The organism is Sulfuricella sp., assembly GCA_041651995.1.
Taxonomy (GTDB): Bacteria; Pseudomonadota; Gammaproteobacteria; order Burkholderiales; family Sulfuricellaceae; genus Sulfurimicrobium.
Genome location: JBAZID010000003.1, coordinates 166,020 through 187,947 on the forward strand (window position 1 = coordinate 166,020; position 21,928 = coordinate 187,947).

A 21,928-nucleotide genomic window follows, 5' to 3' on the forward strand; every position below is an offset into this window, starting at 1 on the left:
TCCAAAATTTAGGATATAGAGCATGGCTAAAGTTTTCATCAGCGAACTTGTTTTACGTGACGGCCACCAGTCCCTGATCGCAACCCGTATGCGCACCAAGGACATGCTGCCGATCTGCAAGAAACTCGACAACGCCGGTTTCTGGTCGCTCGAAGCCTGGGGAGGCGCCACGTTCGACGCCTGTGTACGCTTCCTGCGCGAAGACCCATGGGATCGCCTCAAGAGCTTGCGCAAAGCGCTGCCCAATTCCCGCATCCAGATGCTGCTGCGCGGGCAGAACCTGCTTGGCTACCGTCACTACTCGGACGATGTGGTACGCGCGTTCGTGCAGAAATCCGCTGATAACGGTGTAGATGTGTTCCGTGTCTTCGATGCCATGAACGACCTGCGCAACATGAAGGTTTCCATCGAAGCCGTGAAGAAAGCCGGCAAAACTGCCGAGGGAGCCATCAGCTACACCACCAGCCCGATGCATGACATCTCCTACTTCGTCCAGATGGCACGGGAACTGGAAGCCATGGGCTGCGATACGCTGGCGATCAAGGACATGGCTGGTTTGCTGACGCCTTATCACACTGGCGAACTGGTCAAGGAGCTGAAAGTGGCCATTTCCCTTCCGATCCACCTGCACAGCCACGCCACCTCAGGCCTGTCCGCCATGTGTTTTCTCAAGGCAGTGGAAAACGGCGCCACCATTCTGGATACCTGTAATTCATCCTTTGGTGAAGGCGCCAGCCACCCCTCCACGGAAAGCGTGGTTGCCGCCCTGGCCGGCACGGAATTCGACACCGGCCTCAATCTTGGCGCATTGCAGGAAATCACCGCCTATTTCCGCGAGGTGCGCAAACAATACTGGCAATACGAGAGCGGCTTCACCGGCGTGGACACGCGCGTGCTGGTCAACCAGGTGCCCGGCGGCATGATTTCCAACCTCTCCAACCAGTTGAAGGAACAGGACGCGCTCAACCGCATGGACGAAGTGCTGGCAGAGATCCCCCGCGTGCGCGAGGATCTCGGCTACCCTCCCCTGGTCACGCCCACCTCGCAGATTGTTGGCACGCAGTCGGTATTGAACGTGCTCACCGGCGAGCGTTACAAGTCAATCACCACCGAAGTGAAAAACTATCTGCAGGGCCGCTATGGCAAGGCGCCAGGAACAGTCAATTCAGAAGTGCGCAGCATCGCCATCGGCAACCAGGAAGTCATCACCTGCCGCCCGGCAGACCTTCTGGGAGACGAAATGGACAAGCTGCGCGGGGAGATCGAAAGCCTGGCCAAGAGCGAGGAAGACGTGCTGACTTATGCCATGTTTCCCGAACTGGGGCGCAACTTCCTGCAGGAGCGCGCCGCTGGCGCCCTGAAGCCGGAGCAACTACTGCCTCCTGAGACCAACCTGGCTTGCGGACCGTTCTATGCCGCCAACGAATTCAATGTCACCCTGCACGGCGAAACCTACCATATTCACGTCACCGGGTCGGGACAGCATGGAGCGGACACGCGCCCCTTCTACGTCTCCGTGGATGGCGTGTCTGAGGAGGTGCTGGTCGAAGCCTTGAGTGAAATCGAAGTCTATGGTGGTCCGGGCGGTGTTGCGTCAGGCAGCGGGAAAGCCCGCGGATCAGGTGGCAAGAAAAATGCTCCGGCAGGAAAACGCCCGCGTCCGACGCGCCCGGGGCACGTCACCACCGCGATGCCCGGTACTATCGTGGAGGTCCTGGCGCAAAAAGGCTCCGTGGTCAAAGCCGGCGACCCGGTGCTGGTCATCGAGGCCATGAAAATGGAAAACGAGGTGCAGGCCCCCATCGGCGGCACCGTGGTTGCGGTATTCGTGGCCAAGGGCGACAGCGTCACCCCCGATGAAATGTTGATAGACATCCAGCCAGAATAATGGAACTCATCCTCGCCTCCACCTCGCCCTACCGGCGCGACCTGCTGAACCGCTTGCAACTGCCGTTCAGCACCTTTGCGCCGGAACTGGACGAAACCCCATTGCCTGGCGAAACCGCCGTTGACACCGCCACGCGCCTGGCGGAAGCCAAAGCGCGCGTGGCGGGCTCACATTTTCCGGATGCCCTCATTATTGGCTCGGATCAGGTCGCCACGCTGGATGGAGAGCAGCTCGGCAAGCCACACACGCACGAAAACGCCACGCGCCAGCTACGCCGCATGCGCGGCAGAAAGGTGGTGTTCAATACTGCCCTGTGCCTCTACAACAGCAAAACCGGCAGCGTGCAGAACCGCCTGGTTCCATTCACCGTAAGCTTCCGCGATCTGAGCGATGCCCAGATCGAGCATTACCTGCTCAAGGAACAGCCCTACAACTGCGCCGGCAGCGCCAAATCCGAAGGTCTGGGCATCGCCCTGATCGCCAGAATGGAGGGCGATGACCCCAATGCCCTGATCGGGCTGCCGCTGATTGCCCTGATCGACATGCTCAACAACGAGAATTATCCGGTCATCTAAGGGCTCGCAATGAATAAGCTGGGCACTTTATATCTGATCCCGACCACGCTCGGCGAAGGCAGCGAGCTTTCGGCCATTCTTCCCGAACAGGCCCGGCGCCTGGCGGCCACGCTGCGCACCTTTGTCACCGAACACCCCAAAACCGCACGGCAGTTTCTGAAGCAGACCGGGACTGCGACCGCACTGCAGGAAATCCGCATGTCCACCCTTGATGAACACACACGCAAGGAAGAACTGCAAAGCCTGCTGCAACCCCTGCTCGACGGAGAGGATGTCGGGCTGCTGTCCGAGGCCGGATGCCCGGCCGTTGCCGACCCTGGCGCCACCCTGGTGCGCCTCGCCCATGCGCGCAACATCCGGGTCGTGCCTCTGGTAGGCCCTTCGTCGATTTTGCTCGCCCTGATGGGGTCGGGACTCAATGGCCAGAGTTTTGCCTTCCTCGGCTATCTGCCGGCGGAGAAATCCGCACGGATCAATAAAATCCAGGAGATCGAACAGCATTCGCTGCGTCTGAACCAGACCCAGATTTTCATCGAAACGCCCTATCGCAACCAGCAACTGTTGCAAGATCTGGTTGCCACCTGCGCGAATGAAACCGAGTTGTGTGTTGCGACGGATCTGACCCTGGCAAGCGAGAACATCTGCACAAAAAGCATTGCCGAATGGAAAAGAAAACTGCCGGATTGCGACAAACACCCCACGGTGTTTGTGCTTTATCGCAGGCCTGCCGACAAGGGAGCTAAGAAGGCAACTGCTCGGCAAAGGAAATGATGTTGTCGAGCCGGATTTCGACGATCTCGTCAGTGCCACATACCCTGAATTTCAACCACTCCGCGCCGCTGCGTGTTGCCACGTCCAGCGGCATCACGGTCTGATGGATTTTATCCGCACCCTGGCAATATTCAATCTGTAGCGGAATTTTGCGTAAAACGCTGAATTCGAGGCGTTCGTGCTGAACGCAGGAGATGGGTTGGTACCCGGACACGCAGACAAATCAGAGGAAAATGACTGCCGGGAACACCGCTGCTGCCAGCACCAGCACCAGCCACTCCACGTTATGGCGTGCCAGCCAGCCAGTGAAATGCGCAACCAGAATTGCGATGGCAACGATATAGAATGCAATAAATGCCATTAAATCATTCCTTGTTCAGATAGACGATGAATACAGGATAGCCAGTTTTTGCCAGCAAGACAATTCGACACCTCCAGCCAGAACAATGGTTTGTCAATGCAGCGAATGACTCTGATCGACAGGAAGCCCATTGACGATCTCATCCATGTTGGCATCGCGGATATTGATCACATCCACCACAAAGGTGACTGTCTGGCCAGCAAGCGCATGGTTGGCATCCACCGTCAGTTTGCCATCGGCAATATGGCTAACACGAAAGACCCTGCTCTCTCCATGCTCATTCTCCAGTTCGACTTCCGCGCCGATGCGGCGGAACTCGGGAGGCACATTCCCGATATCATCGGTAAACGTCAGATTGGGATCGTGCGGACCAAAGCCCTCGGCGGGGTTGAGCGAAACTTCAACCCGGTCTCCAACCTTGTGGCCTTCCAGTGCCATTTCGATTTTCTCGAACAAGGGGCTGTTGCAGCCATGTACATAGCCCACGGGCAAGTCCGACTGTTCAAACACCGAGCCCGACTGGTTGATGATGGAATACGTTACATAGACAGCCTTGTTCCTGGCAACTCTTTCTTCAGACATGGCGCGTAATCTTTAATTAATTTCGAAAGGGTGGCATTGTAGCCCGGCTGGCATCATGCACCAAGCCTGCTCACATCAATATCCACAATGAGTTCCTTCACCTGGCGGGCTAGCGGCCAGGTCAGGGTCAGCGTTACCGCCTGCATGATTTTCTCGAAACCGGCTTCGGACTGCGAGACCGAGAAGTGAGGCTGGCTCTGAATCAGTGCCGGAGAATTGAGGTGCAAAGACAGCACGCCACCCAGCACCTCATCCTGCAAATCCAGTTTTTTGGCTTTTTCGAATTGCAGAGGCTGTCCAAATCCGCCAGGAATCTGGTCATTGAAGACAAATCGACCTGCCGGACCATCACAGCTTGGCATGGCCAGATTGATTTCTGTCCGGAACTGGTCATGCATCACGCCGTTGAACTGGTAACTCACGCGCAGACGCTTTCCGGAAACGGAAATCCGTTTATCGATCAAAACATTGCCTTGTTCGCAACTAAACGTTAAATGTGAAACATGGCCATCTGCCGGACGCAAAATATAGCTCCGCAAGGGTGTCACGGCTTCTCCATTGACCAGGCTATCAAGGAAAAGCATGCGCTGGACATCATCCACTTGCAGATCAGCCTGCGTTATATGGTGCTTGAAACTGACACGCTCATGGGGGTTGGCAATGCCCTCTCCTGAATGCTGCGCATCCCGGGCAAGATGCATCTTCCGGTGGTAATGTTCGGACTGGCGCGCCAGCGTATCGCCAAAATTATGTTTCAGGAGATAGGCATCCAGTTCGCATATCGCGGCGCTCCCATCCTGGCGTGCTACTGCCTGAATCTCGTCAGTATGGATAAACACTTCCTTCCTGCCATCAAGATCAAGATCCTCGATCATTACCGGGGGGCGTGCAGCCACCTTGTCCAGCAGGGCTTCCAGCGCCACGATGGCGTTGTAGATAGCGCGTCGCAGATGAGGGAGGTACAAGCCGCCGAACAAACCATGCCAATAGGCATCGTTGGCCTGGGACTGGTAAAGCAGCTCTTGCATTTTCCCGGTTTTCTTGCTCTCCGGCAGTGCATGGAAACGCTGCGACAATTGCAGCATGCGCTTGTGCATCCAGTTTGATTCAGGGTAACGGGTAATAAAGTTTTTCCAGATACCGCCACGCAGGAATGCCTTGTCGCGATCAAACAAGCCTCTGGATTTTGCCTCTTGAACCAGATTTGCATAGGTATTGGCAGCCTGCGCGGGCAAGGTCCATTCGTTCATTTCGATGTAGGATGTCGTAGGCAGATAGACGATACCGCATGTGTGCGCCTCGGCATGATAATCGCTGAATTTCATGGGGCGGATCAAAGGCGAGGCCAGCACGCCGCGGATAAAATCCTCCAGCCAGCCTTTTTCATACACCCACTCGTAAGTTTCCGGCCAGATACCGAATTTCTCGATGTCATCGAAATAGACTGCTGCTTCTTGTCCTTCACCCGCCAGGCTCTCCAGATACTGAACCGCTTCAAGCGCGGGAGAAAAGGGAAAACGGTAACGCAGCGCCTCAGAAATAGGGAAAAGGTCCAGACGGCGTCCATCTTCCTCGGTCGTATAAAACCCGTTGAGCTCGGATGCCATTTTGCCGGTGCACAGGAAATGGTAGTCGTCCACCGTGACATAGCGGATTCCCGCATCCGCCAGGGCTGGCACTACCGTCGCCTCCCAAACCCGCTCGGTCAGCCAGGCGCCCTCTGGGCGCTGCCCGAATTTCTTTTCCAGCTTGTCTGAAAGCGCGACAATCTGGCCGATGCGATCACGATTGGGAATGACCGCCAACACCGGTTCGGTTTCTCCCGCCCCGACCAGTTCCACCTGACCGCGCTGCACCATCTCATTCAGCATTGCCATGTCTTCCGGATAATGCTGCAGCAGGTAATCCAGCAGCCAGCCCGAAAAATGCAGCGCGAATGGAAAATCCGGATAGCGGTGGAGAGTGCGAATGAATGGGCCGTAGCAGCGCGCATGGGCATCCTGCAATACTTCCGGGAAATTACCCACAGGCTGATGAGCGTGAACGCCAAGAAGGAGTGCAACCGATTTTGTCATGATTCAGAGGTTCTCTGTTTTAAGTTTATTTCCCATCCGAAGACCCGCTCAGGAACCCCGTCTCATGGTCCCGCCTGCTTCTGCATTACCACCGCCCTGGCTGAGGGGTACATCAAGTTCAAGAGGGGGAACCAGCATCAGCATGCGGTAAAGATCAGCAAGATTCTCGCGATACAGCTGGTCGAAACTTCTTACGCTATCGCCCGGATTATAGTCGCCAAACCACCAGAACCAGTCCGAGCCCTCGCACACCGCAAGCTGGCGGGAAGCCTTGTCCTTTTGATCCGGAGAAAGCCGGTCGCTGGCTATGACCAGATCATAACTTTGCTTGGCCTGGCATAGCAAATCCCAAGCGCGATTTTTTTCCGGACATCCGATCCAGGTCGAGAAATCGCCATAGACCCAACTTCCCGCCACCAGATGCGGCAAGGTCCTGCTTTCCGCACAGTGGTAGGCAGGGTGCGGCTCATCAGCCTGCTCCCTGGCGCACTCATCCAGATAATCACGAAATGTGGTCATCTCGATATGCGGATGATCCTGCAGCATTTCATACAACTCGGAGAGGAAGTAATAGCCGTTGTAAGGGTAATATTCCCATGCATTCTCGCCGTCCAGAATAATGCTGACAACCGGGTTTTCGTGTCCGCTGCTGTTGTGCCAGATTTTCTCCAGATTTTGGGAAAAATCGATGACGGCATCACGACCGAACCATTTGGCGTACTCAAAACCAATCTTGTCGGATAATTGATCATCGCGGAAAAAGCAGGAAATTTCATGCTCCCCATCCGCAATACGATAAGGGCGGTAGAGATAATTGACCGGGTTCTTCAGAAGCTCTTCCTGCTTTGCCTGCCGCAGGCTATTGCTCAGCACGGCCTGACCGGTAGCGATCCAGCGACAGCCGTTTTTGGCCATCAGTAGCGCAGCCGCCTGTGAAACACCTCCTTCCGCAGGCCACATGCCAGCCGGACGCTGTGCAAAGTAATGCTCATGCATGGCAAAGGCCTCTGACACATGGAACGACACCCGTTGCGCACCGCCAGGATAAGCATGCGACACGGGAAGCTCGGCCCCTGGCACACTCTCGCGCGCACTGTTCAAATCCAGCAGGAGTGGCGCTATTGGATGGTAATAAGGCGTGGTGGAAAGCTCAATCTGCCCGTCTTCAGCCAGTTTGCGGTAGCGAGGGATGATGCCCTGAATCAGTTCGCCGATCAGGGACACCAGTTGCTGGCGTTCCTTGAAAGTAAACATACAGCCCTTGGACATCATGGCCACCAGCAACTCATTCTCGCGACGCACGCTTTCACCGGTCCAGGCAAGGTGATACCACACCAGCAAATCCGTCAGGTACTGGCTGGACAGATAGTGAAAGTGCTCCACCCCTTCCGCTTCATGCACCTTGAACAGGTCGTACAGGCGTTTGTAAGCAGGATAAGGCTCAATCATCTTGCTGTGATTGCTGCGAAAACAGCTTTCCAGAATCAGCTTGCGCTGCTCCAGGGTCACATGCTCCAGATCCTTGGCCGCGAGCAAACGCAACAGGGGATCACGCAGCTTTCCGCTCTGAAACTGGTCGCTGTAATCTTCCAGTTGATCGAGCAGTATAGGGACAAAGTTGACGACTGCCCGCGCACCCGGCGTCTGCTCCAGGTGGTAAGCCATGTCGGTATAGTCCTTGATGGCATGGAGATAGGTCCACGGCAAGGCAAATTCACCTGTGACATGGTGACGGTAATCCGGCTGGTGCATATGCCAGCAAAAGACAAGTTTCAGTTTTTTCTGGGGGCGCATAAACGATAACAACCTGCACTCCCCGCACCAGGCGGGGGGCGCTCAATAATCAAGGGAGGGGGAATTAACGAACCTGGTGGACCTGCTGCCCAAGCATTTCAGGCGTAACCAGGGTCACACCTTTTTCCGTCACATGAAAACGCTTGGCATCCTCAACCAGATCAACGCCAATCGTCATGCCTTCGGGAATAATGCATCCTTTGTCCAGCACCACTTTCTTGAGGGTGACATAACGGCCGATCTCCACGTTTGGCAGAATGACAGAATCCTCGATCTCGGCGTAACTATGGACGCTGACACTGGAAAACAGCAGGGAGCGGCGAATCGAAGCTCCGCTGATGATGCATCCGCCAGACACCAGGGAATCCACCGCATAGCCACGCCGGGAGTCATCATCAAATACGAACTTGGCTGGCGGCAACTGCTCCTGATAGGTCCAGATCGGCCACTCCTTGTCATAGAGATTGAGGTAGGGCGTGATTTTGGTCATCTCCATATTGGCTTCCCAATAGGCGTCGATCGTTCCCACATCACGCCAGTAAGGTTCACCGTTCTGAAGGCCGACACAGCTGTCTTCAAAGGGATGCGCGAATACCCGATAGCGGCTGACCAGATACGGGATGATGTCTTTGCCGAAGTCATGGCTGGAATGGGAGTCATCGGAATCCCGGATCAGTTGTTCGAACAGGAAATTCGTGTTGAATACGTAAACCCCCATGCTTACCATGACCCTGCCAGGCTTGCCGGGAATCTCGTCCGGATATTCAGGCTTTTCGGTAAATTTCACCACGCGCTGCTGCTCGTCCACCGTGATGACACCAAATGCCGAAGCCTCTTCCGCCGGCACTTCCATACAGGCCACGGTCAAGTCAGCCGCATGGGCGCTATGGAACGCCAGCATCTCGCCATAATCCTGCTTGTAAATATGATCACCCGCCAGAATGAGCACATATTCGGACTTGTAGCCCCGGATGATGTCGAGATTCTGAAAAACCGCATCCGCAGTGCCCTTGTACCAGGATTCCTGGATACGCTGCTGCGCCGGCAGCAATTCGACAAATTCATTGAATTCGCCGCGCAGAAAACTCCAGCCGCGGTGCAGGTGCTGCAGCAGGCTGTGCGCTTTGTACTGGGTAACGACGCCGATGCGGCGAATACCGGAATTGACGCAATTGGAAAGTGGAAAATCAATGATGCGGAACTTGCCTCCAAACGGTACCGCCGGTTTGGCACGCCAGTCGGTGAGCGCATGCAGGCGGCTACCCCGGCCCCCGGCGAGAATCAGTGCTACCGTATTCTTGGTCAGCAGACTGATGAAACGAGGAGTAGTGGATGAATACAAGAAATTTCTCCCTTACTTTGTTGGTGGCGACAGGTTCATTATACCCCTTTGAGCGGCACTGGCGTTTGCCTAAAGCCGCCTTCTGGCATATTCTTAACCACATCATCCTGCGGTAGCGACACTTCCATGAAACCCAACATCAGCGCCAAAGTCAACACAAACCTTAAGGCCCTGCTCAAAGCCCGGCACCATGACCCTTTTGCCTTTCTGGGCCTGCATCAGGAAGGGGATGCCTGGTCAGTACGCGCGTTTCTCCCGTTCGAACAGCGGGTAGAGATTTTTCTTGCAGGAAAATGGCTGTTACTGGAGAAAATCCACCCGGACGGCGTTTTTTTCTGGCACGGCAACGAAAAGCCCGAGCCCCCCTATCGCCTGAGAGTTCCGCGCAATGAGGGATATCACGAATTTTTCGACCCTTACGCATTTCCACAGCAAATCAGCGAGATGGACCTCTACCTTCTGGGTGCGGGCCGCCTGCACCAGGGTTACCGCATCCTGGGCGCGCAACACACCACACACCTGGGTATTGCCGGCATTCGTTTTGCCGTGTGGGCACCGAATGCGGAACGGGTCAGCGTCGTTGGCGACTTCAACCATTGGGATGGCCGCGCCCACCCCATGCGCAGCCTGGGTTCAAGCGGAGTATGGGAGCTGTTTATCCCCGAATTAGCGGCAGGCAGCTTTTACAAGTTCGAAATCCGCAACCGCCATAGCGGGCAAATCCTGACCAAGACCGACCCCTACGGCCAGGAATATGAACTGCGCCCCGGCACCGCGGCAAAAGTACCCACCCCCACAAACCACAGCTGGGGCGATCAGGCATGGATGAAGCAGCGCCAGGAGCTCGACTGGCTGCATGCCCCGTTCAATGTCTATGAAATCCATGCCGGATCCTGGAAGCGCCATCTTGACGGGCGCTTCTATAACTGGCGCGAACTAGCGGAGCATCTAGTACCCTACGCCACCAACATGGGCTATACCCATATCGAACTCATGCCCGTATCCGAACACCCCCTCGATGAATCCTGGGGCTACCAGGCCACCGGTTACTTCGGACCCACTTCGCGCTTCGGCACACCGGACGATTTCCGCTTCTTCGTGGACGCCTGTCACCAGGCCAATATCGGCGTCATCCTCGACTGGGTGCCGGCGCATTTCCCGCAGGACAGCTGGGCTCTGGCGCGTTTCGACGGCACCGCCCTGTATGAGCATGAAGACCCGCGCCTCGGTTTCCACCAGGACTGGGGCACCCACATCTTCAATTACGGGCGTCACGAAGTGCAGAGTTTCCTGCTTTCCAGCGCCCACTACTGGCTTTCCGAATTCCACCTCGACGGCCTGCGCGTCGACGCCGTGGCATCCATGCTCTACCTCGACTACTCGCGCAAGGCGGACGAGTGGATTCCCAACAAGTACGGCGGGCGCGAGAACCTGGATGCCATCGAGTTCCTGCGCAGCCTCAACATCATGGTGCATGACGACTTCCCGGGCGCGCTGACCTTCGCCGAGGAATCCACCTCCTGGCCCATGGTATCCCGGCCTGTCTACCTCGGCGGCCTGGGTTTCTCCATGAAATGGAACATGGGCTGGATGAACGACACGCTGCGCTACATGCTGCACGAACCGGTGCACCGCCGCTTCCATCACAACGAGCTGACTTTCGGCCAGCTTTATGCCTACACCGAAAATTTCATGCTGCCTTTTTCTCACGACGAAGTCGTGCACGGCAAAGGCTCCCTGCTCGACAAGATGCCCGGCGACACCTGGCAGAAGTTTGCCAACCTGCGACTGCTCCTCACCTACCAGATAGCCTATCCCGGCAAGAAGCTCAATTTCATGGGCAACGAGATCGGTCAGGGACGAGAATGGCGGGTCGGCGGAGAAATCGACTGGTCGCTGCTCCAGTATCACTGGCACAAGGGCGTGCAGGATCTCAGCCGCGACCTCAATCGCCTCTATCGCAACACGCCCGCCCTGCACCAGCAGGACTTCGAGGTTTCCGGGTTTTCCTGGGTGGACTGTCATGACGCCGACCACTCGATCCTGTCCTTTCTGCGCTGGGGCAAGGATGGCAGCGTGGTCGTGGTGGTCCTCAACTTCACGCCCGTAGCGCGCCAGGGCTACCGTATCGGCGCGCCCCGGGCCGGCCGCTACCAGGAGATTTTCAACAGCGATTCCGCTTACTACGGCGGCAGCAATGCCGGCAACGGTGTCGGCATGGAAACCCAGGAGCAGCCCTGGATGGGCTTCGAGCAATCTCTGGTGATCACCATCCCACCCCTGTCTGGAATCATTCTGGCCCCTGAAAAATAGCTTTTAGAGTTCGAAAACATGTCCGCCCTCACCCGCCTTCCCAGCTGGCAAGCTTTAAAACTGCACCAGAAAAAAATCGCGCAACTGCACATGCGCGTCCTGTTCCAGCAGGATCCGCAGCGCTTCGCGCGCTTCTCGCTCAACCAGGGCGGCCTCCTGCTCGACTATTCCAAGAACCTGCTGACGGAAGAAACCTTCGCCCTGCTCATGCAGCTGGCGCGGGAAGCCCGCCTCAGCCAGTGGACTGACAAAATGTTCGCGGGCGAGGCCATCAACTTTACCGAGGGCCGCGCCGTCCTGCATACCGCCCTGCGCAACCGCTCCGGCACGCCGGTGCATGTGGAAGGCAAGGATGTCATGCCCGATGTAAGGCGCGTTCTCGCACATATGCGCGAATTCTCGGACCAGGTGCGCAGCGGCCAGTGGCGCGGCCACACCGGCAAGGCCATCACGGACATCGTGAACATCGGCATCGGCGGCTCCGATCTCGGCCCGGTGATGGTCACCGAAGCCCTCAGGCACTACGAGAAACCCGGCCTTAGTGTCCACTTCGTGTCCAACGTCGATGGCACTCATCTGGCCGAGACGCTCAAGCGCATCCATCCGGAAACCACGCTGTTCGTGGTCGCTTCCAAGACCTTCACCACCCAGGAAACCCTGACCAATGCCCGCTCGGCGCGGGACTGGCTGCTGCGCGCCGCCGGGGATGAAGCCGCCATCGCCCGGCACTTCGTCGCGGTTTCGACCAACGCCGTTGAAGTCGCCAGATTCGGCATCGACACGGCCAACATGTTCGAGTTCTGGGACTGGGTGGGCGGCCGTTATTCACTGTGGTCGGCGATTGGTCTGCCCATCGCGCTGTATCTCGGCATGGATCATTTCGAGGCGCTGCTGGAAGGTGCATTCGAGATGGACGAGCATTTCCGCCATGCTCCGTTCGAGCAGAACATGCCGGTCATTCTTGGCCTGCTGGGCATCTGGTACAACAACTTCTTCGCATCCCAGAGCCACGCCGTATTGCCCTATGACCAGTACCTGCACCGCCTGCCGGCCTATCTCCAGCAGCTGGACATGGAAAGCAACGGCAAGCGCGTTTCACGCAACGCCAGGACCGTGGATTACCAGACCGGGCCGGTGATCTGGGGCGAGCCCGGCACCAATGGCCAGCACGCCTTCTACCAGCTAATCCACCAGGGCAGCAAGCTGATTCCGGCGGATTTTCTGGTGCCGGTCGACAGCCACAACCCCATCGGCGACCACCATCGCATTCTGCTGGCCAATTTCTTTGCCCAGACACAGGCCCTGATGCAGGGGAAGACCGAAGACGAAGCGCGCGCCGAACTGGAGCACGCGGGCATCAAAGGCAGGAAACTGAAGCAGTTGCTGCCGCACAAGGTTTTCCCCGGCAACAAACCCACCAATTCCATCCTCTTGCGCAAGGTCACGCCGCATGCCCTGGGTTCGCTGATCGCGCTCTACGAACACAAGGTGTTCGTACAGGGCATCATCTGGAATCTCAACTCGTTCGACCAGTGGGGCGTGGAACTGGGCAAACAACTGGCCAGCAATATCCTGCCCGAGCTGAGTCACACTGAAATGGCAACGCGCTTTGATGCCTCCACCAATGGGCTGATCAACCACTTCAAGAAGTTCAGCGCTTCATAGCATTTTGAAAATTTACAGTTTCACCCGCACCCGGTAATCCAGCACTGCCTTGCCCCGTGCAGGCACCTGCAAACTCCAGAGTGCTGTATTGCTCGCCGCCTTGCGGTGCGGGTGGCTCTCAGCCAGCACCTCCCAATCTCCCGGCAGCGGCTCCATTACTTTCACTGTCACCGCTTCATCCTTGGCGTTCTTCAGTTCGATCTGGTATGCGCTCTCGAAAATGGCGTTGTAACGGCTGGTCCCGGATATTTTCTGGAAGTTGGTCTGCTTCTTGTCTGCCGTGACATCAAATGCCTCACCCAGCTTGAGCCGGACCTTTTCACCACGTGGGGTATGGTCTATGCGGTCTTCTCCCACGAACTGGGCGTTGCCAGCCGTATCTTTTTTGTAAACCCGAATCACGCCCCTGGGCAAAGGCACCCCCAGTCCACCGCCTTTGTTCTCGAATTCAACAAAAATGCCCACTTTCATTTTCTGCCCCAGATCACCCTGGCTGCTGCGGTAGTAATAATCCCTGCCTTGCAACAAAAGCTCCTTGTGCACCGGAACACTGCTCACTGACAGCAGGGCCACCTGTTTGGTTTGCTGTTCGGCGATGGAGGCGGGACGCTCCAATGAATAGAAGTGATATTCGAACAGGCTTTCTTCCGCCATGGCCGGCGCGGCCATGGATTCAGCCTTCATGACCCGGCCATCCCGAGCGGAAGCCATCTCCTGACGCACCCGGTTCACATCCCCGGCGACCAGTTGCAATTTTGCATTAGGGTAGCTGCTGCCACTGACGTTGGTCAGCGTGACCCAGCCGTTCAAATCGAGCCTGTCATCAGCCGGGTTCAGCTCGGCCACGTAATCCGCACGCCAGGAAAGCCCTGCGGTGAGATAGCTCAGTTCCATTGGGCGTTCGCCACCTGCATGTGCCTGAAAGCTGATCACCAGCGTCGGACGATCACGCAGATTGGCCGGCACGGTCCTGAATGCCAGGCGCCCCGGCAGGCCGGTTTCAATGCGATCCGCAAATTCAAGCACTACGCCGCCATTAACGCCGAGAACAGTGGCGGCTTCGCTGCTTTCCACACCCGTAGCCGGGTTGGTCCGGATCACCGTCACGCTCTGGCCGACATATTTATCCAGCAGCTTCTGTGGCGTAAGCAAATCGAAATCGAAATTCTGCTCCAGCAAGACGATTCCATCGCTCCCAGTCAGGCTGCGCAGCAAGGCCGTTTCAGGCATGATGCGCGCGCTCACGTCACGCCAGGCGAGGCGGTTTACCCCCTTCTCCGGCGCCACCCTGCGCTGGTCCTTGATCAAGGCGAGATTTTCGTTATAGATAGTGACCGCCACCTGCTGCTGGTCCTTGAGTGTGCTCAATGTCTCCGGCACAGGGGCAGATTGTGCCTGCGCTGCCAGCAGCAGCATAAGGGCACCCCAGCCATGAGCTTGCGCATTGAAAACCATGAGGATTCTCCTTAATCGAGGGAAGACGCACGCGCCAGGCGGATTTCCCGGCTCAGCTGATAGACCGAAAGGGCGTAAAACGGATTGCGGTTGTAGCGCGTGATCACATAGAAATTGTTCAGTCCCAGCCAGTACTCCTGCCCGTCGCCGACATCCACGGACAGCAAGGCGGCCAGCGTCTCCGGTGCCAAAGCTTCAGCCGCCACAACACCGAGCGCGCGCAACTGCTCCATGCTGTGCTGCGGCTTCAAGCCTCCCCGCAGAAGGCCGCTGGAAGCCGCATCCTGCTGCAGAAAGGCGCGTATCGCCACCGGCAGGTTGGTTTCCCAGCCATGAGCCTTGAGGTAATTGGCAACACTGCCAATTGCATCGCTGGAATTGCGCCACAAATCGCGCCGCCCATCACCATCGAAATCGACTGCATAAGTCCGGTAGCTACTGGGCATGAACTGGGGAATCCCCATTGCACCGGCGAACGAGCCCCGAATCGAGAGCGGGTCTTTGCCCTCCTCGCGCATCAGCAGCAGGTATTGCTCCAGTTCACCACGGAAGAATTCTCCGCGACGCGGATAATCAAAGGCCAGTGTAGCCAGAGTATCAAGCACGGGATGGGACAGGGGGTAAGTGCCATAACGGGTTTCCACCCCGATAATGGCCACGATCACCTCCTCGGGAACACCATAAATCTGGCGAGCACGCGTCAGCGCCGCTTCATTCTCGCTCCAGAAACTGACGCCATGATAAATGCGCCACAAATTCACGAAATTGGCACGGTAACGAGTCCATGAAGGGGGCTTCACCACCTTGTTGGTCATGGTCTTTGCCACACTCGGGCGCAGCGTCACCTGAGCGAACATAACATTCAACTCATCAGCATCGAAACCATGCTTATCAACCATTTCGGCCACAAACTGCCGCACGTCAGCCCGCCCGGAAAAGGAAGTGGCGTCCGCTACCGGCTGCGTCCAGAGGAGCAACTGGACAAACAGGAACACGGCAAACAGGAACAGATAATTTTTGAGCGGCATGGGGTACAGGTTTACTGCAAACCATCATGCTTGGCAAGTCAAAACCATTTAATGCCAAGCCAGACCGGATTCATTACACCCTACAAATTTGGGTCTATAATAAATTCAGTTTTTGTCACAAATGCAAATTGCGAGGAGACAACGACAATGACAGAACACACCCCTCCACCCGAGGCGGATCAAGCCCGCATCATCGAACGACCTGATGGCTACTACTGGCAGGAAAGAGTAACCGACAAGGCATTCGGCCCGTTCCCGACATTGCTGGACGCCATGCAGGATATGGAATACAACGATGAAAGTGATTACGAACCGGGAGAAACACTGGAAGAAGCAGAAGCAGAATTGGGCATCGCGGACTGGATCGACCCTGAAACCGGGTTACCGGGTGAAGAATCGCATCACCTGGTTGACTGAAAATCTCATTTGGAGTGGTGCCCAGGACCGGACTTGAACCGGTATGACCTTGCGATCGACGGATTTTAAGTCCGTTGCGTCTACCAATTTCGCCACCCGGGCTGGGAATTTGGAGGCGGGGACCGGAATCGAACCGGTCTAAACGGCTTTGCAGGCCGCTGCATAACCTCTTTGCTACCCCGCCAGTGTGATCTGGCTATTGAAGCTTTCGTTAATTCCAGCGATCGGTAACAACCGGAACTAAAAAGGGAAAGCTGACGCTTTCCCTTGAATCTGGAGCGGGAAACGAGATTCGAACTCGCGACCTATACCTTGGCAAGGTATCGCTCTACCAACTGAGCTATTCCCGCGTTTGAGAAGCCGCTATTCTAATGATTTAGCCTTTGATGTCAAGCCTCTCGCACTATCAATTTTGCCCGGCGATCTGTGGCCAGGCCTTTTTCAGGTAATAAGCCATTGACCACAAAGTCAAAATTGCAGCGATATAAATCAGGGCTGTTCCCGCGGCGTGCGCATCGAACATCCCAGCAACGCGATCGTGATACAGCAACAGCAGGATAGCAGCCATTTGTGCCGTGGTTTTGAGTTTCCCGATGAAGGAAACGGCGACATTCTTGCTCTTCCCGATGCCTGCCATCCATTCCCGCAGGGCAGAAATCGCAATTTCGCGACCAATGATGATCAGGGCGATGCCGACGTCCACTCGTTGCAGCTTGACCAGCACGACCAGTGCCGCAGCCACCATGAGCTTATCGGCAACCGGGTCGAGAAAGGCGCCAAAAGCGGACATCTGGTTCAGGGCCCGCGCCAGATAGCCATCCAGCCAGTCGGTTATGGCCGCCACGACGAAGATCATGGTTGCATAGAAGTTGACCGCATGCGGCTCGATCCAAGACGCGGGCAGATAGAAAACCGCGACGAACACCGGGATCAGGACGATCCTGAGCCAGGTAAGCAAGTTGGGTATATTCATGGGCATATTGATTTAGGGCGTATTAACGCTAATGCAGTTCCTGATAAATTTTTTCCGCCAGAGCACGGCTGATACCCTCTACCTGGGCCAGTTCATCCACATTCGCCCCGGCCACCCCCTTCAGGCCCCCAAAACGAGCCAGAAGGCGCTGCCTGCGCTTGGCGCCAATGCCACCGATATCCTCCAGCGACGAATGGGTGCGGGCCTTGCCACGCCTGGCACGATGCCCGCTGATGGCAAAGCGGTGCGCTTCATCGCGCACTTGCTGAATCAGGTGCAAGGCCGGACTATCCTTGGGCAATTGTAACGGTTTGTCGCGTTCCGGGAAAATAAGCTGTTCCAGCCCCGGCTTGCGCGCCTCGCCCTTGGCCACGCCGACCACCGCCACGTCGTTCAGTCCCAGTTCGGTCAGTATTTCCAGCGCACTGCCGAGCTGCCCCTTGCCACCGTCGATCAGGATCAGGTCCGGCATCTTGCCCTCGCCCGCCGCAATCTTGCGATAGCGCCGCTCCAGCACCGAGCGCATCGCTGCATAATCGTCCCCCGGCGTAATGCCGCTGATGTTATAGCGCCGGTACTCGCCATTGCGCATATCGCCCTGATCGAACACCACGCACGAGGCTACCGTCGCCTCGCCCATGGTATGGCTGATATCAAAGCACTCGATGCGCTGCATGCTATCGGGCAAATCCAGAGCCTGCTGCAAGGCCTGGAGACGCGCTTCCTGATTAGCCTGCTGGCTCTGGCGCTGCTCGACTGCCAGGCGGGCATTGGTGAGCGCCATTTCCACCCACACGCGGCGCTCCCCCGTTGGGTGGCTGTTGATCTGTACTTTGTGCTGCGCCTGCTCGCTCAGCAGCGTTTCCAGCACTTCGCCATCAATCTGCTCACTGACAAAAATCTGGCGCGGCACGAACTGGTTCAAATAATGCTGACCCAGGAATGCCTCCAGGGCCGTTGCGGTATCGTATTCCCCGGCGTGGCTGGGGAAAAAACTCTTGTCGCCCAGATGCCGTCCGCCGCGCACCATGACCAGGTTGACGCTCACCATGCCCTGCTTTTCGTAGCAGGCGACGATATCGGCATCCGCGCCGCTGCCGCTGCTGACATACTGTTTCTCCTGCACCTGGCGCAGGGCACTGATCTGGTCGCGGTACAGCGCCGCCTCCTCATAGCGCAAAGCTTCAGCCGCCGCCTGCATCTTATCCATCAAAGCCGCCATGACCTGCTGGTCCTTGCCCTGCATGAACAGGGCCGCGTTGTGCACGTCGGCGCGGTAGTTTTCGTCATCGATCAAGCCGACACAAGGCGCGGTGCAACGCTGGATCTGGTGCAGCAGGCAGGGGCGCGAGCGGTTGTTGAAAACACTGTCCTCGCAGGTGCGCAGGCGAAAAATCTTCTGCAACAACTGGATGCTCTCCTTGACCGCGCCGGCATTGGGGAAGGGACCGAAATACTGGTTGCCCTTGTGCTGCACGCCACGATAGTAGGCAAGGCGCGGGAAGCGGTGGCCGGAAAGCACGATGTAGGGGTAGGACTTGTCATCGCGGAACAGGATATTGAAACGCGGCGCCAGCGACTTGATCAGGTTGTTTTCGAGCAGCAGCGCTTCGGCCTCGCTGCGCGTCACCGTGGTTTCGATGGCTGCGATCTGCGAAACCATCAGGCGTGTGCGCGGCACGTGGCTGGTCTTCTGAAAATAGGACGCAACGCGCTTTTTCAGGTCGCGCGCCTTGCCGACGTAGATCACCTCCCCCGCCGCATTGAGCATGCGGTAGACCCCGGGCAGATGGGTCAGGCTGGCGAGAAAAGGCTTGCTGTCGAACATTAACGGAGCCCTTAATCCTCGGCGATCTTCTGCTTTTGCTCGCGGCTCAGGCTGCCGGCGATACGGATATTGACGTAGGGCATGGAGAGGCTCCATCAAGATGGTTGCGGATATCGGCAAACACCGCCTCGAACATCCCGGTGGTGAGCCGGCGGGTCTGGGTATTGTAGCGGCTGCAGTGATAGCTGGAATAAAGGCTCAACCCGCTGGGCAGATCATAGCGGGTAGCATGACCGAACGGATATGCCTTGATCTTCAGCCCTTGCGCCAACAGCACTGCCTGATGCGCCACATTACCCAGTGCCAGCACCGCGGTTCCCTGCGGCAAAACAGCCAGCTCCTCGCGTAGAAAAACGTTGCATTGCCTGATCTCGGCAGTTTCCGGCTTGTTCTGTGGCGGCAGACACTTCACCGCATTGGTGATGCGGCAGCCGAGAAGCTTCAGGCCATCGCCGGCGCTGACGGATTCGGACCCGGAAGCAAAGCCAAAGCGGTGCAAGGTCTGATACAGCAGAATCCCGGCATGATCGCCGGTAAACGGACGCCCAGTGCGGTTGGCGCCGTGCATGCCGGGTGCCAGGCCAACGATCAGCAAGCGCGGGTTAGCGTCGCCAAAGGGCACGACCGGGCGGGCATGATAAGCGGGATTTTCTGCTTTGACTTCATCGAGAAAACTGGCCAGGCGCGGGCATTGGCGACAGGAAGTAAGGTTCATGGGGTTGGGTTGTCCTCGGAGGCAATATCATAGTTCTCAAACCCCTCCCGGCCTCCCCTTGTCAGGGGAGGAGACGTGGATTCCTCCCCTGCCTGCCCCTCTCCGATCAGCCCCTCCCCTGAAGCGGGGTAAGCAGGCAATCCGCGCAGCGGATGCTCGCACAAGGGGAGGATGGGAGGGGTTGGGGTTAGATTTTGAATTCGAGCCACCAGATCCTCATAAACGCCATCGATATTCCCCATCACCTCGCCATTGCCATAGCGAATAACCGTCAGACCAAGCCCATTCAGGAACCGGGTCCGTTCAAGGTCGCCTCCAGCCTTTTCCGCATGGTCGTGCCCATCAATCTCGATCGCAAGTCGCAATTCAACACAGTAAAAATCAACAATAAAGTTGCCAATAGGTTTCTGGCGCAGAAACTTGTGTTGGGCAAGCTGGCGCATGCGCAGGACTTGCTGCCACATGCGGGTTTCGGCTGGCGTGGGGTTCTTGCGGTTTTCGCGAGCCAGCGCGGTAAGATTTTTGTTGTAGGGAAGAAAAGGACTAACCCCTCCCTTCCTCCCCTTGTCAGGGGAGGGGCAGATTGGGGCTTCCCCCCTGACAAGGGGGGACCGAGGGGGGTTTAAGGTTTTACGCATGCCCGCAACTATTCGTCGGATCATCCAGCGGCAGATTGCCCTCGTGGATGCCGATGCTGCCCACGGCATGCACCGCCTTGATGAAATCGGCGTCTTCATGCAGCTTCGCCATGGAAAGCGGATGGGGCTTGCCGTGCATGCGCACCAGCCGAGCCATGCTCACTGCCGGCATGGTATAGCGCAGCCCGGCCAGCAGTTCATCCGCATCGTCGGGTTTGTTGCACAACAGTACCATGTCGCAGCCCGCCTTCAGGGCCGCTTCGGCGCGCTGCGCCGGGCCGCCGGCCACATGCGCACCGGCCATGGAAAGATCATCGCTGAAAATCACGCCGCCGAAACCCATCCGGGTGCGCAGGATATCTTTCAGCCAGATGCTGGAAAATCCGGCCGGGCCCGGATCCACCCCGGGATAAATCACATGGGCGGGCATGATGGCGGCCATGCCGAAATTGATCATTTGCTGGAATGGCATCAGGTCTTCCATCTCAATGTCGGCAAAGGAACGCTCGTCCACCGGCACCTCGTGGTGCGAATCGGCGCGCACATAACCATGGCCGGGGAAATGCTTGCCAACCGCCGCCATGCCGCCCTGTCTCAGGCCCAGCATCAGATGATGCGCCAGATCGGCAATGGCCTGCGGCTTGCGGTGAAAGGCGCGGCTGCCAATCACGCCGCTGGCGCCGAAGTCGATATCCAGCACCGGCGTGAAACTGAAATCCACCCCATGGGCGCGCAACTCGGCGGCGAGCACGTAGCCGGTCTGCTGGGCGAGGTGTTTCGCGCGAGAATGATGGTTGTCCCAGATCATGCCCAGCTCGCGCATTGGCGGCAGGCGGGTAAAACCTTCCTTGAAGCGCTGCACCCTGCCTCCTTCATGGTCCACCGCAATGAGCAGGTGCGGGGTGCGCAGGGCATGGATTTCGGCGCTGAGCGCACGCAATTGTTCCGGCGATTCGTAGTTGCGGCTGAACAGGATCACCCCGCCCACCAGCGGATGCTTCAGCCGCCGCCGGTCGTCATCATTGAGTTGCGTACCCACTACGTCCAGCATCACCGGGCCCAGCGACATAAATTTCCTTATCGTTCCAGAATCACGAAAGCCGCTGCCAATTCCTTTTCATCACTGATGGAAAGGTGATGGCTGCAAATAGCATGGCGCTTCAGCAAAGCCGACAGCTCGGGCGCAAAATCCAGCATGGGTTTGCCCAGCCCGTCATGAATCACACGGATATTATGCCAGGAAGCCGGGGAGCGAATCCCCGTTCCCAGCGCCTTGGCAAACGCCTCCTTGGCGGCGAAGCGCTTGGCGAGAAAGCGGGCGGGATGGCTGGCCTCGGCAAAACCGGCCCACTCCTGCTGCGCCAGTATGCGCCGCGCAAAAGCCTCGCCATGGCGTTCCCACACCGCTGCAATGCGGCTGGTTGCAACGATATCGGTGCCGATGCCGTAGATCATCAAAGCAAGTCCGTAACCGCCACTATGCCGTCATTGCGAGCATAGCGAAGCAA

20 protein-coding genes and 3 tRNA genes are annotated in these 21,928 nt (G+C 57.3%); 6 read left to right on the plus strand and 17 right to left on the minus strand.

The features are described from left to right. The first annotated feature begins 22 nt into the window (after positions 1-22). From oadA to WC392_07140, 3 genes are read left to right on the plus strand one after another with little or no spacing between them, the layout of a single operon-like run. Positions 23-1,888: a sodium-extruding oxaloacetate decarboxylase subunit alpha gene (gene oadA, locus WC392_07130; protein MFA5242135.1), complete on the plus strand. Its 1,866-nt coding sequence runs from the start codon at positions 23-25 to the stop codon at positions 1,886-1,888. Next, positions 1,888-2,463 carry a Maf family nucleotide pyrophosphatase gene (locus WC392_07135; protein ID MFA5242136.1) on the plus strand — a complete coding sequence of 192 codons (576 nt, stop codon included), beginning with the start codon at positions 1,888-1,890 and terminating at the stop codon, positions 2,461-2,463. The genes oadA and WC392_07135 overlap by 1 nt, the downstream gene beginning before the upstream one ends. Before the next feature lie 9 nt (positions 2,464-2,472). Next, positions 2,473-3,234, plus strand: coding sequence for an SAM-dependent methyltransferase (locus WC392_07140; protein MFA5242137.1), 762 nt, complete (start codon positions 2,473-2,475; stop codon positions 3,232-3,234). Here WC392_07140 and WC392_07145 read toward each other — a convergent pair. From WC392_07145 to glgC, 6 genes are all read right to left on the minus strand, one after another. Then, complete coding sequence (locus WC392_07145) at positions 3,203-3,448, minus strand: transcriptional antiterminator, Rof (protein ID MFA5242138.1); 246 nt, start codon at positions 3,446-3,448, stop codon at positions 3,203-3,205. The two genes, WC392_07140 and WC392_07145, sit on opposite strands and share 32 nt — an antisense overlap. 9 nt (positions 3,449-3,457) lie before the next feature. Then, entirely contained in the window at positions 3,458-3,595 is a 138-nt protein-coding gene (locus WC392_07150; protein MFA5242139.1) for a hypothetical protein, read from the minus strand. Positions 3,596-3,688: 93 nt separating this feature from the next. After that, complete coding sequence (locus tag WC392_07155) at positions 3,689-4,177, minus strand: FKBP-type peptidyl-prolyl cis-trans isomerase (protein MFA5242140.1); 489 nt, start codon at positions 4,175-4,177, stop codon at positions 3,689-3,691. A 53-nt stretch (positions 4,178-4,230) separates the two neighbouring features. Then, a complete protein-coding gene (locus tag WC392_07160; protein MFA5242141.1) occupies positions 4,231-6,252 on the minus strand; it encodes an alpha-amylase/4-alpha-glucanotransferase domain-containing protein in 2,022 nt (673 codons plus the stop codon). A 48-nt stretch (positions 6,253-6,300) separates the two neighbouring features. Further along, entirely contained in the window at positions 6,301-8,046 is a 1,746-nt protein-coding gene (locus tag WC392_07165) for a glycoside hydrolase family 57 protein (protein ID MFA5242142.1), read from the minus strand. A gap of 64 nt (positions 8,047-8,110) precedes the next feature. Next, a complete protein-coding gene (gene glgC, locus WC392_07170; GenBank protein ID MFA5242143.1) occupies positions 8,111-9,388 on the minus strand; it encodes a glucose-1-phosphate adenylyltransferase in 1,278 nt (425 codons plus the stop codon). Between the two features lie 126 nt (positions 9,389-9,514). On the opposite strand from glgC, the gene glgB reads away from it, so the two are divergent. Further along, positions 9,515-11,701, plus strand: coding sequence for a 1,4-alpha-glucan branching protein GlgB (glgB, locus tag WC392_07175; protein ID MFA5242144.1), 2,187 nt, complete (start codon positions 9,515-9,517; stop codon positions 11,699-11,701). Between the two features lie 18 nt (positions 11,702-11,719). Then, positions 11,720-13,366, plus strand: coding sequence for a glucose-6-phosphate isomerase (pgi, locus tag WC392_07180; protein MFA5242145.1), 1,647 nt, complete (start codon positions 11,720-11,722; stop codon positions 13,364-13,366). A 12-nt stretch (positions 13,367-13,378) separates the two neighbouring features. Here the strand turns inward: pgi and WC392_07185 are convergent, their stop codons facing one another. After that, the gene (locus tag WC392_07185; GenBank protein ID MFA5242146.1) at positions 13,379-14,782 is read right to left on the minus strand and encodes a DUF4139 domain-containing protein; all 1,404 of its coding nucleotides are present in this window, start codon (positions 14,780-14,782) and stop codon (positions 13,379-13,381) included. Positions 14,783-14,832: 50 nt separating this feature from the next. After that, on the minus strand, positions 14,833-15,849 hold the full coding sequence (gene mltB / locus WC392_07190; GenBank protein ID MFA5242147.1) for a lytic murein transglycosylase B: 1,017 nt from the start codon (positions 15,847-15,849) through the stop codon (positions 14,833-14,835). Positions 15,850-15,996: 147 nt separating this feature from the next. Here mltB and WC392_07195 point away from each other — a divergent pair, with 147 nt between their 5' ends. Next, positions 15,997-16,266, plus strand: coding sequence for a hypothetical protein (locus WC392_07195; GenBank protein ID MFA5242148.1), 270 nt, complete (start codon positions 15,997-15,999; stop codon positions 16,264-16,266). A 15-nt stretch (positions 16,267-16,281) separates the two neighbouring features. Here WC392_07195 and WC392_07200 read toward each other — a convergent pair. From WC392_07200 to acpS, 9 genes are all read right to left on the minus strand, one after another. Further along, positions 16,282-16,368: transfer RNA gene (locus WC392_07200), tRNA-Leu, on the minus strand. An 8-nt stretch (positions 16,369-16,376) separates the two neighbouring features. Then, positions 16,377-16,450: transfer RNA gene (locus WC392_07205), tRNA-Cys, on the minus strand. 90 nt (positions 16,451-16,540) lie between these two features. Continuing rightward, positions 16,541-16,616: transfer RNA gene (locus WC392_07210), tRNA-Gly, on the minus strand. Positions 16,617-16,672: 56 nt separating this feature from the next. After that, positions 16,673-17,245, minus strand: a complete 573-nt coding sequence (gene pgsA, locus WC392_07215; GenBank protein MFA5242149.1) for a CDP-diacylglycerol--glycerol-3-phosphate 3-phosphatidyltransferase — start codon at positions 17,243-17,245, stop codon at positions 16,673-16,675. A gap of 22 nt (positions 17,246-17,267) precedes the next feature. Then, positions 17,268-19,067 carry an excinuclease ABC subunit UvrC gene (gene uvrC, locus WC392_07220; GenBank protein MFA5242150.1) on the minus strand — a complete coding sequence of 600 codons (1,800 nt, stop codon included), beginning with the start codon at positions 19,065-19,067 and terminating at the stop codon, positions 17,268-17,270. A 46-nt stretch (positions 19,068-19,113) separates the two neighbouring features. Beyond that, entirely contained in the window at positions 19,114-19,782 is a 669-nt protein-coding gene (locus WC392_07225) for a uracil-DNA glycosylase (protein ID MFA5242151.1), read from the minus strand. Continuing rightward, on the minus strand, positions 19,779-20,519 hold the full coding sequence (locus WC392_07230; protein MFA5242152.1) for a DUF559 domain-containing protein: 741 nt from the start codon (positions 20,517-20,519) through the stop codon (positions 19,779-19,781). The genes WC392_07225 and WC392_07230 overlap by 4 nt, the downstream gene beginning before the upstream one ends. Continuing rightward, on the minus strand, positions 20,413-21,489 hold the full coding sequence (gene nagZ / locus WC392_07235) for a beta-N-acetylhexosaminidase (GenBank protein ID MFA5242153.1): 1,077 nt from the start codon (positions 21,487-21,489) through the stop codon (positions 20,413-20,415). Before nagZ ends, WC392_07230 begins: the two co-directional genes overlap by 107 nt. Before the next feature lie 8 nt (positions 21,490-21,497). Beyond that, positions 21,498-21,875: a holo-ACP synthase gene (acpS, locus tag WC392_07240; GenBank protein ID MFA5242154.1), complete on the minus strand. Its 378-nt coding sequence runs from the start codon at positions 21,873-21,875 to the stop codon at positions 21,498-21,500. Positions 21,876-21,928 lie beyond the last annotated feature (53 nt).

Coding starts and splice junctions, on each gene's coding strand:
- WC392_07140 (MFA5242137.1), top strand. CDS start 2,473: ATGAATAAGCTGGGCACTTTATATCTGATCCCGACCACGCTCGGCGAA.
- mltB (MFA5242147.1), bottom strand. CDS start 15,849: ATGCCGCTCAAAAATTATCTGTTCCTGTTTGCCGTGTTCCTGTTTGTC.
- WC392_07150 (MFA5242139.1), bottom strand. CDS start 3,595: ATGGCATTTATTGCATTCTATATCGTTGCCATCGCAATTCTGGTTGCG.
- acpS (MFA5242154.1), bottom strand. CDS start 21,875: ATGATCTACGGCATCGGCACCGATATCGTTGCAACCAGCCGCATTGCA.
- WC392_07165 (MFA5242142.1), bottom strand. CDS start 8,046: ATGCGCCCCCAGAAAAAACTGAAACTTGTCTTTTGCTGGCATATGCAC.
- oadA (MFA5242135.1), top strand. CDS start 23: ATGGCTAAAGTTTTCATCAGCGAACTTGTTTTACGTGACGGCCACCAG.
- pgsA (MFA5242149.1), bottom strand. CDS start 17,245: ATGCCCATGAATATACCCAACTTGCTTACCTGGCTCAGGATCGTCCTG.
- WC392_07135 (MFA5242136.1), top strand. CDS start 1,888: ATGGAACTCATCCTCGCCTCCACCTCGCCCTACCGGCGCGACCTGCTG.
- WC392_07155 (MFA5242140.1), bottom strand. CDS start 4,177: ATGTCTGAAGAAAGAGTTGCCAGGAACAAGGCTGTCTATGTAACGTAT.
- WC392_07160 (MFA5242141.1), bottom strand. CDS start 6,252: ATGACAAAATCGGTTGCACTCCTTCTTGGCGTTCACGCTCATCAGCCT.
- WC392_07195 (MFA5242148.1), top strand. CDS start 15,997: ATGACAGAACACACCCCTCCACCCGAGGCGGATCAAGCCCGCATCATC.
- WC392_07185 (MFA5242146.1), bottom strand. CDS start 14,782: ATGCTGCTGCTGGCAGCGCAGGCACAATCTGCCCCTGTGCCGGAGACA.
- uvrC (MFA5242150.1), bottom strand. CDS start 19,067: ATGTTCGACAGCAAGCCTTTTCTCGCCAGCCTGACCCATCTGCCCGGG.
- nagZ (MFA5242153.1), bottom strand. CDS start 21,489: ATGTCGCTGGGCCCGGTGATGCTGGACGTAGTGGGTACGCAACTCAAT.
- glgB (MFA5242144.1), top strand. CDS start 9,515: ATGAAACCCAACATCAGCGCCAAAGTCAACACAAACCTTAAGGCCCTG.
- WC392_07225 (MFA5242151.1), bottom strand. CDS start 19,782: ATGAACCTTACTTCCTGTCGCCAATGCCCGCGCCTGGCCAGTTTTCTC.
- WC392_07230 (MFA5242152.1), bottom strand. CDS start 20,519: ATGAAGACGCCGATTTCATCAAGGCGGTGCATGCCGTGGGCAGCATCG.
- pgi (MFA5242145.1), top strand. CDS start 11,720: ATGTCCGCCCTCACCCGCCTTCCCAGCTGGCAAGCTTTAAAACTGCAC.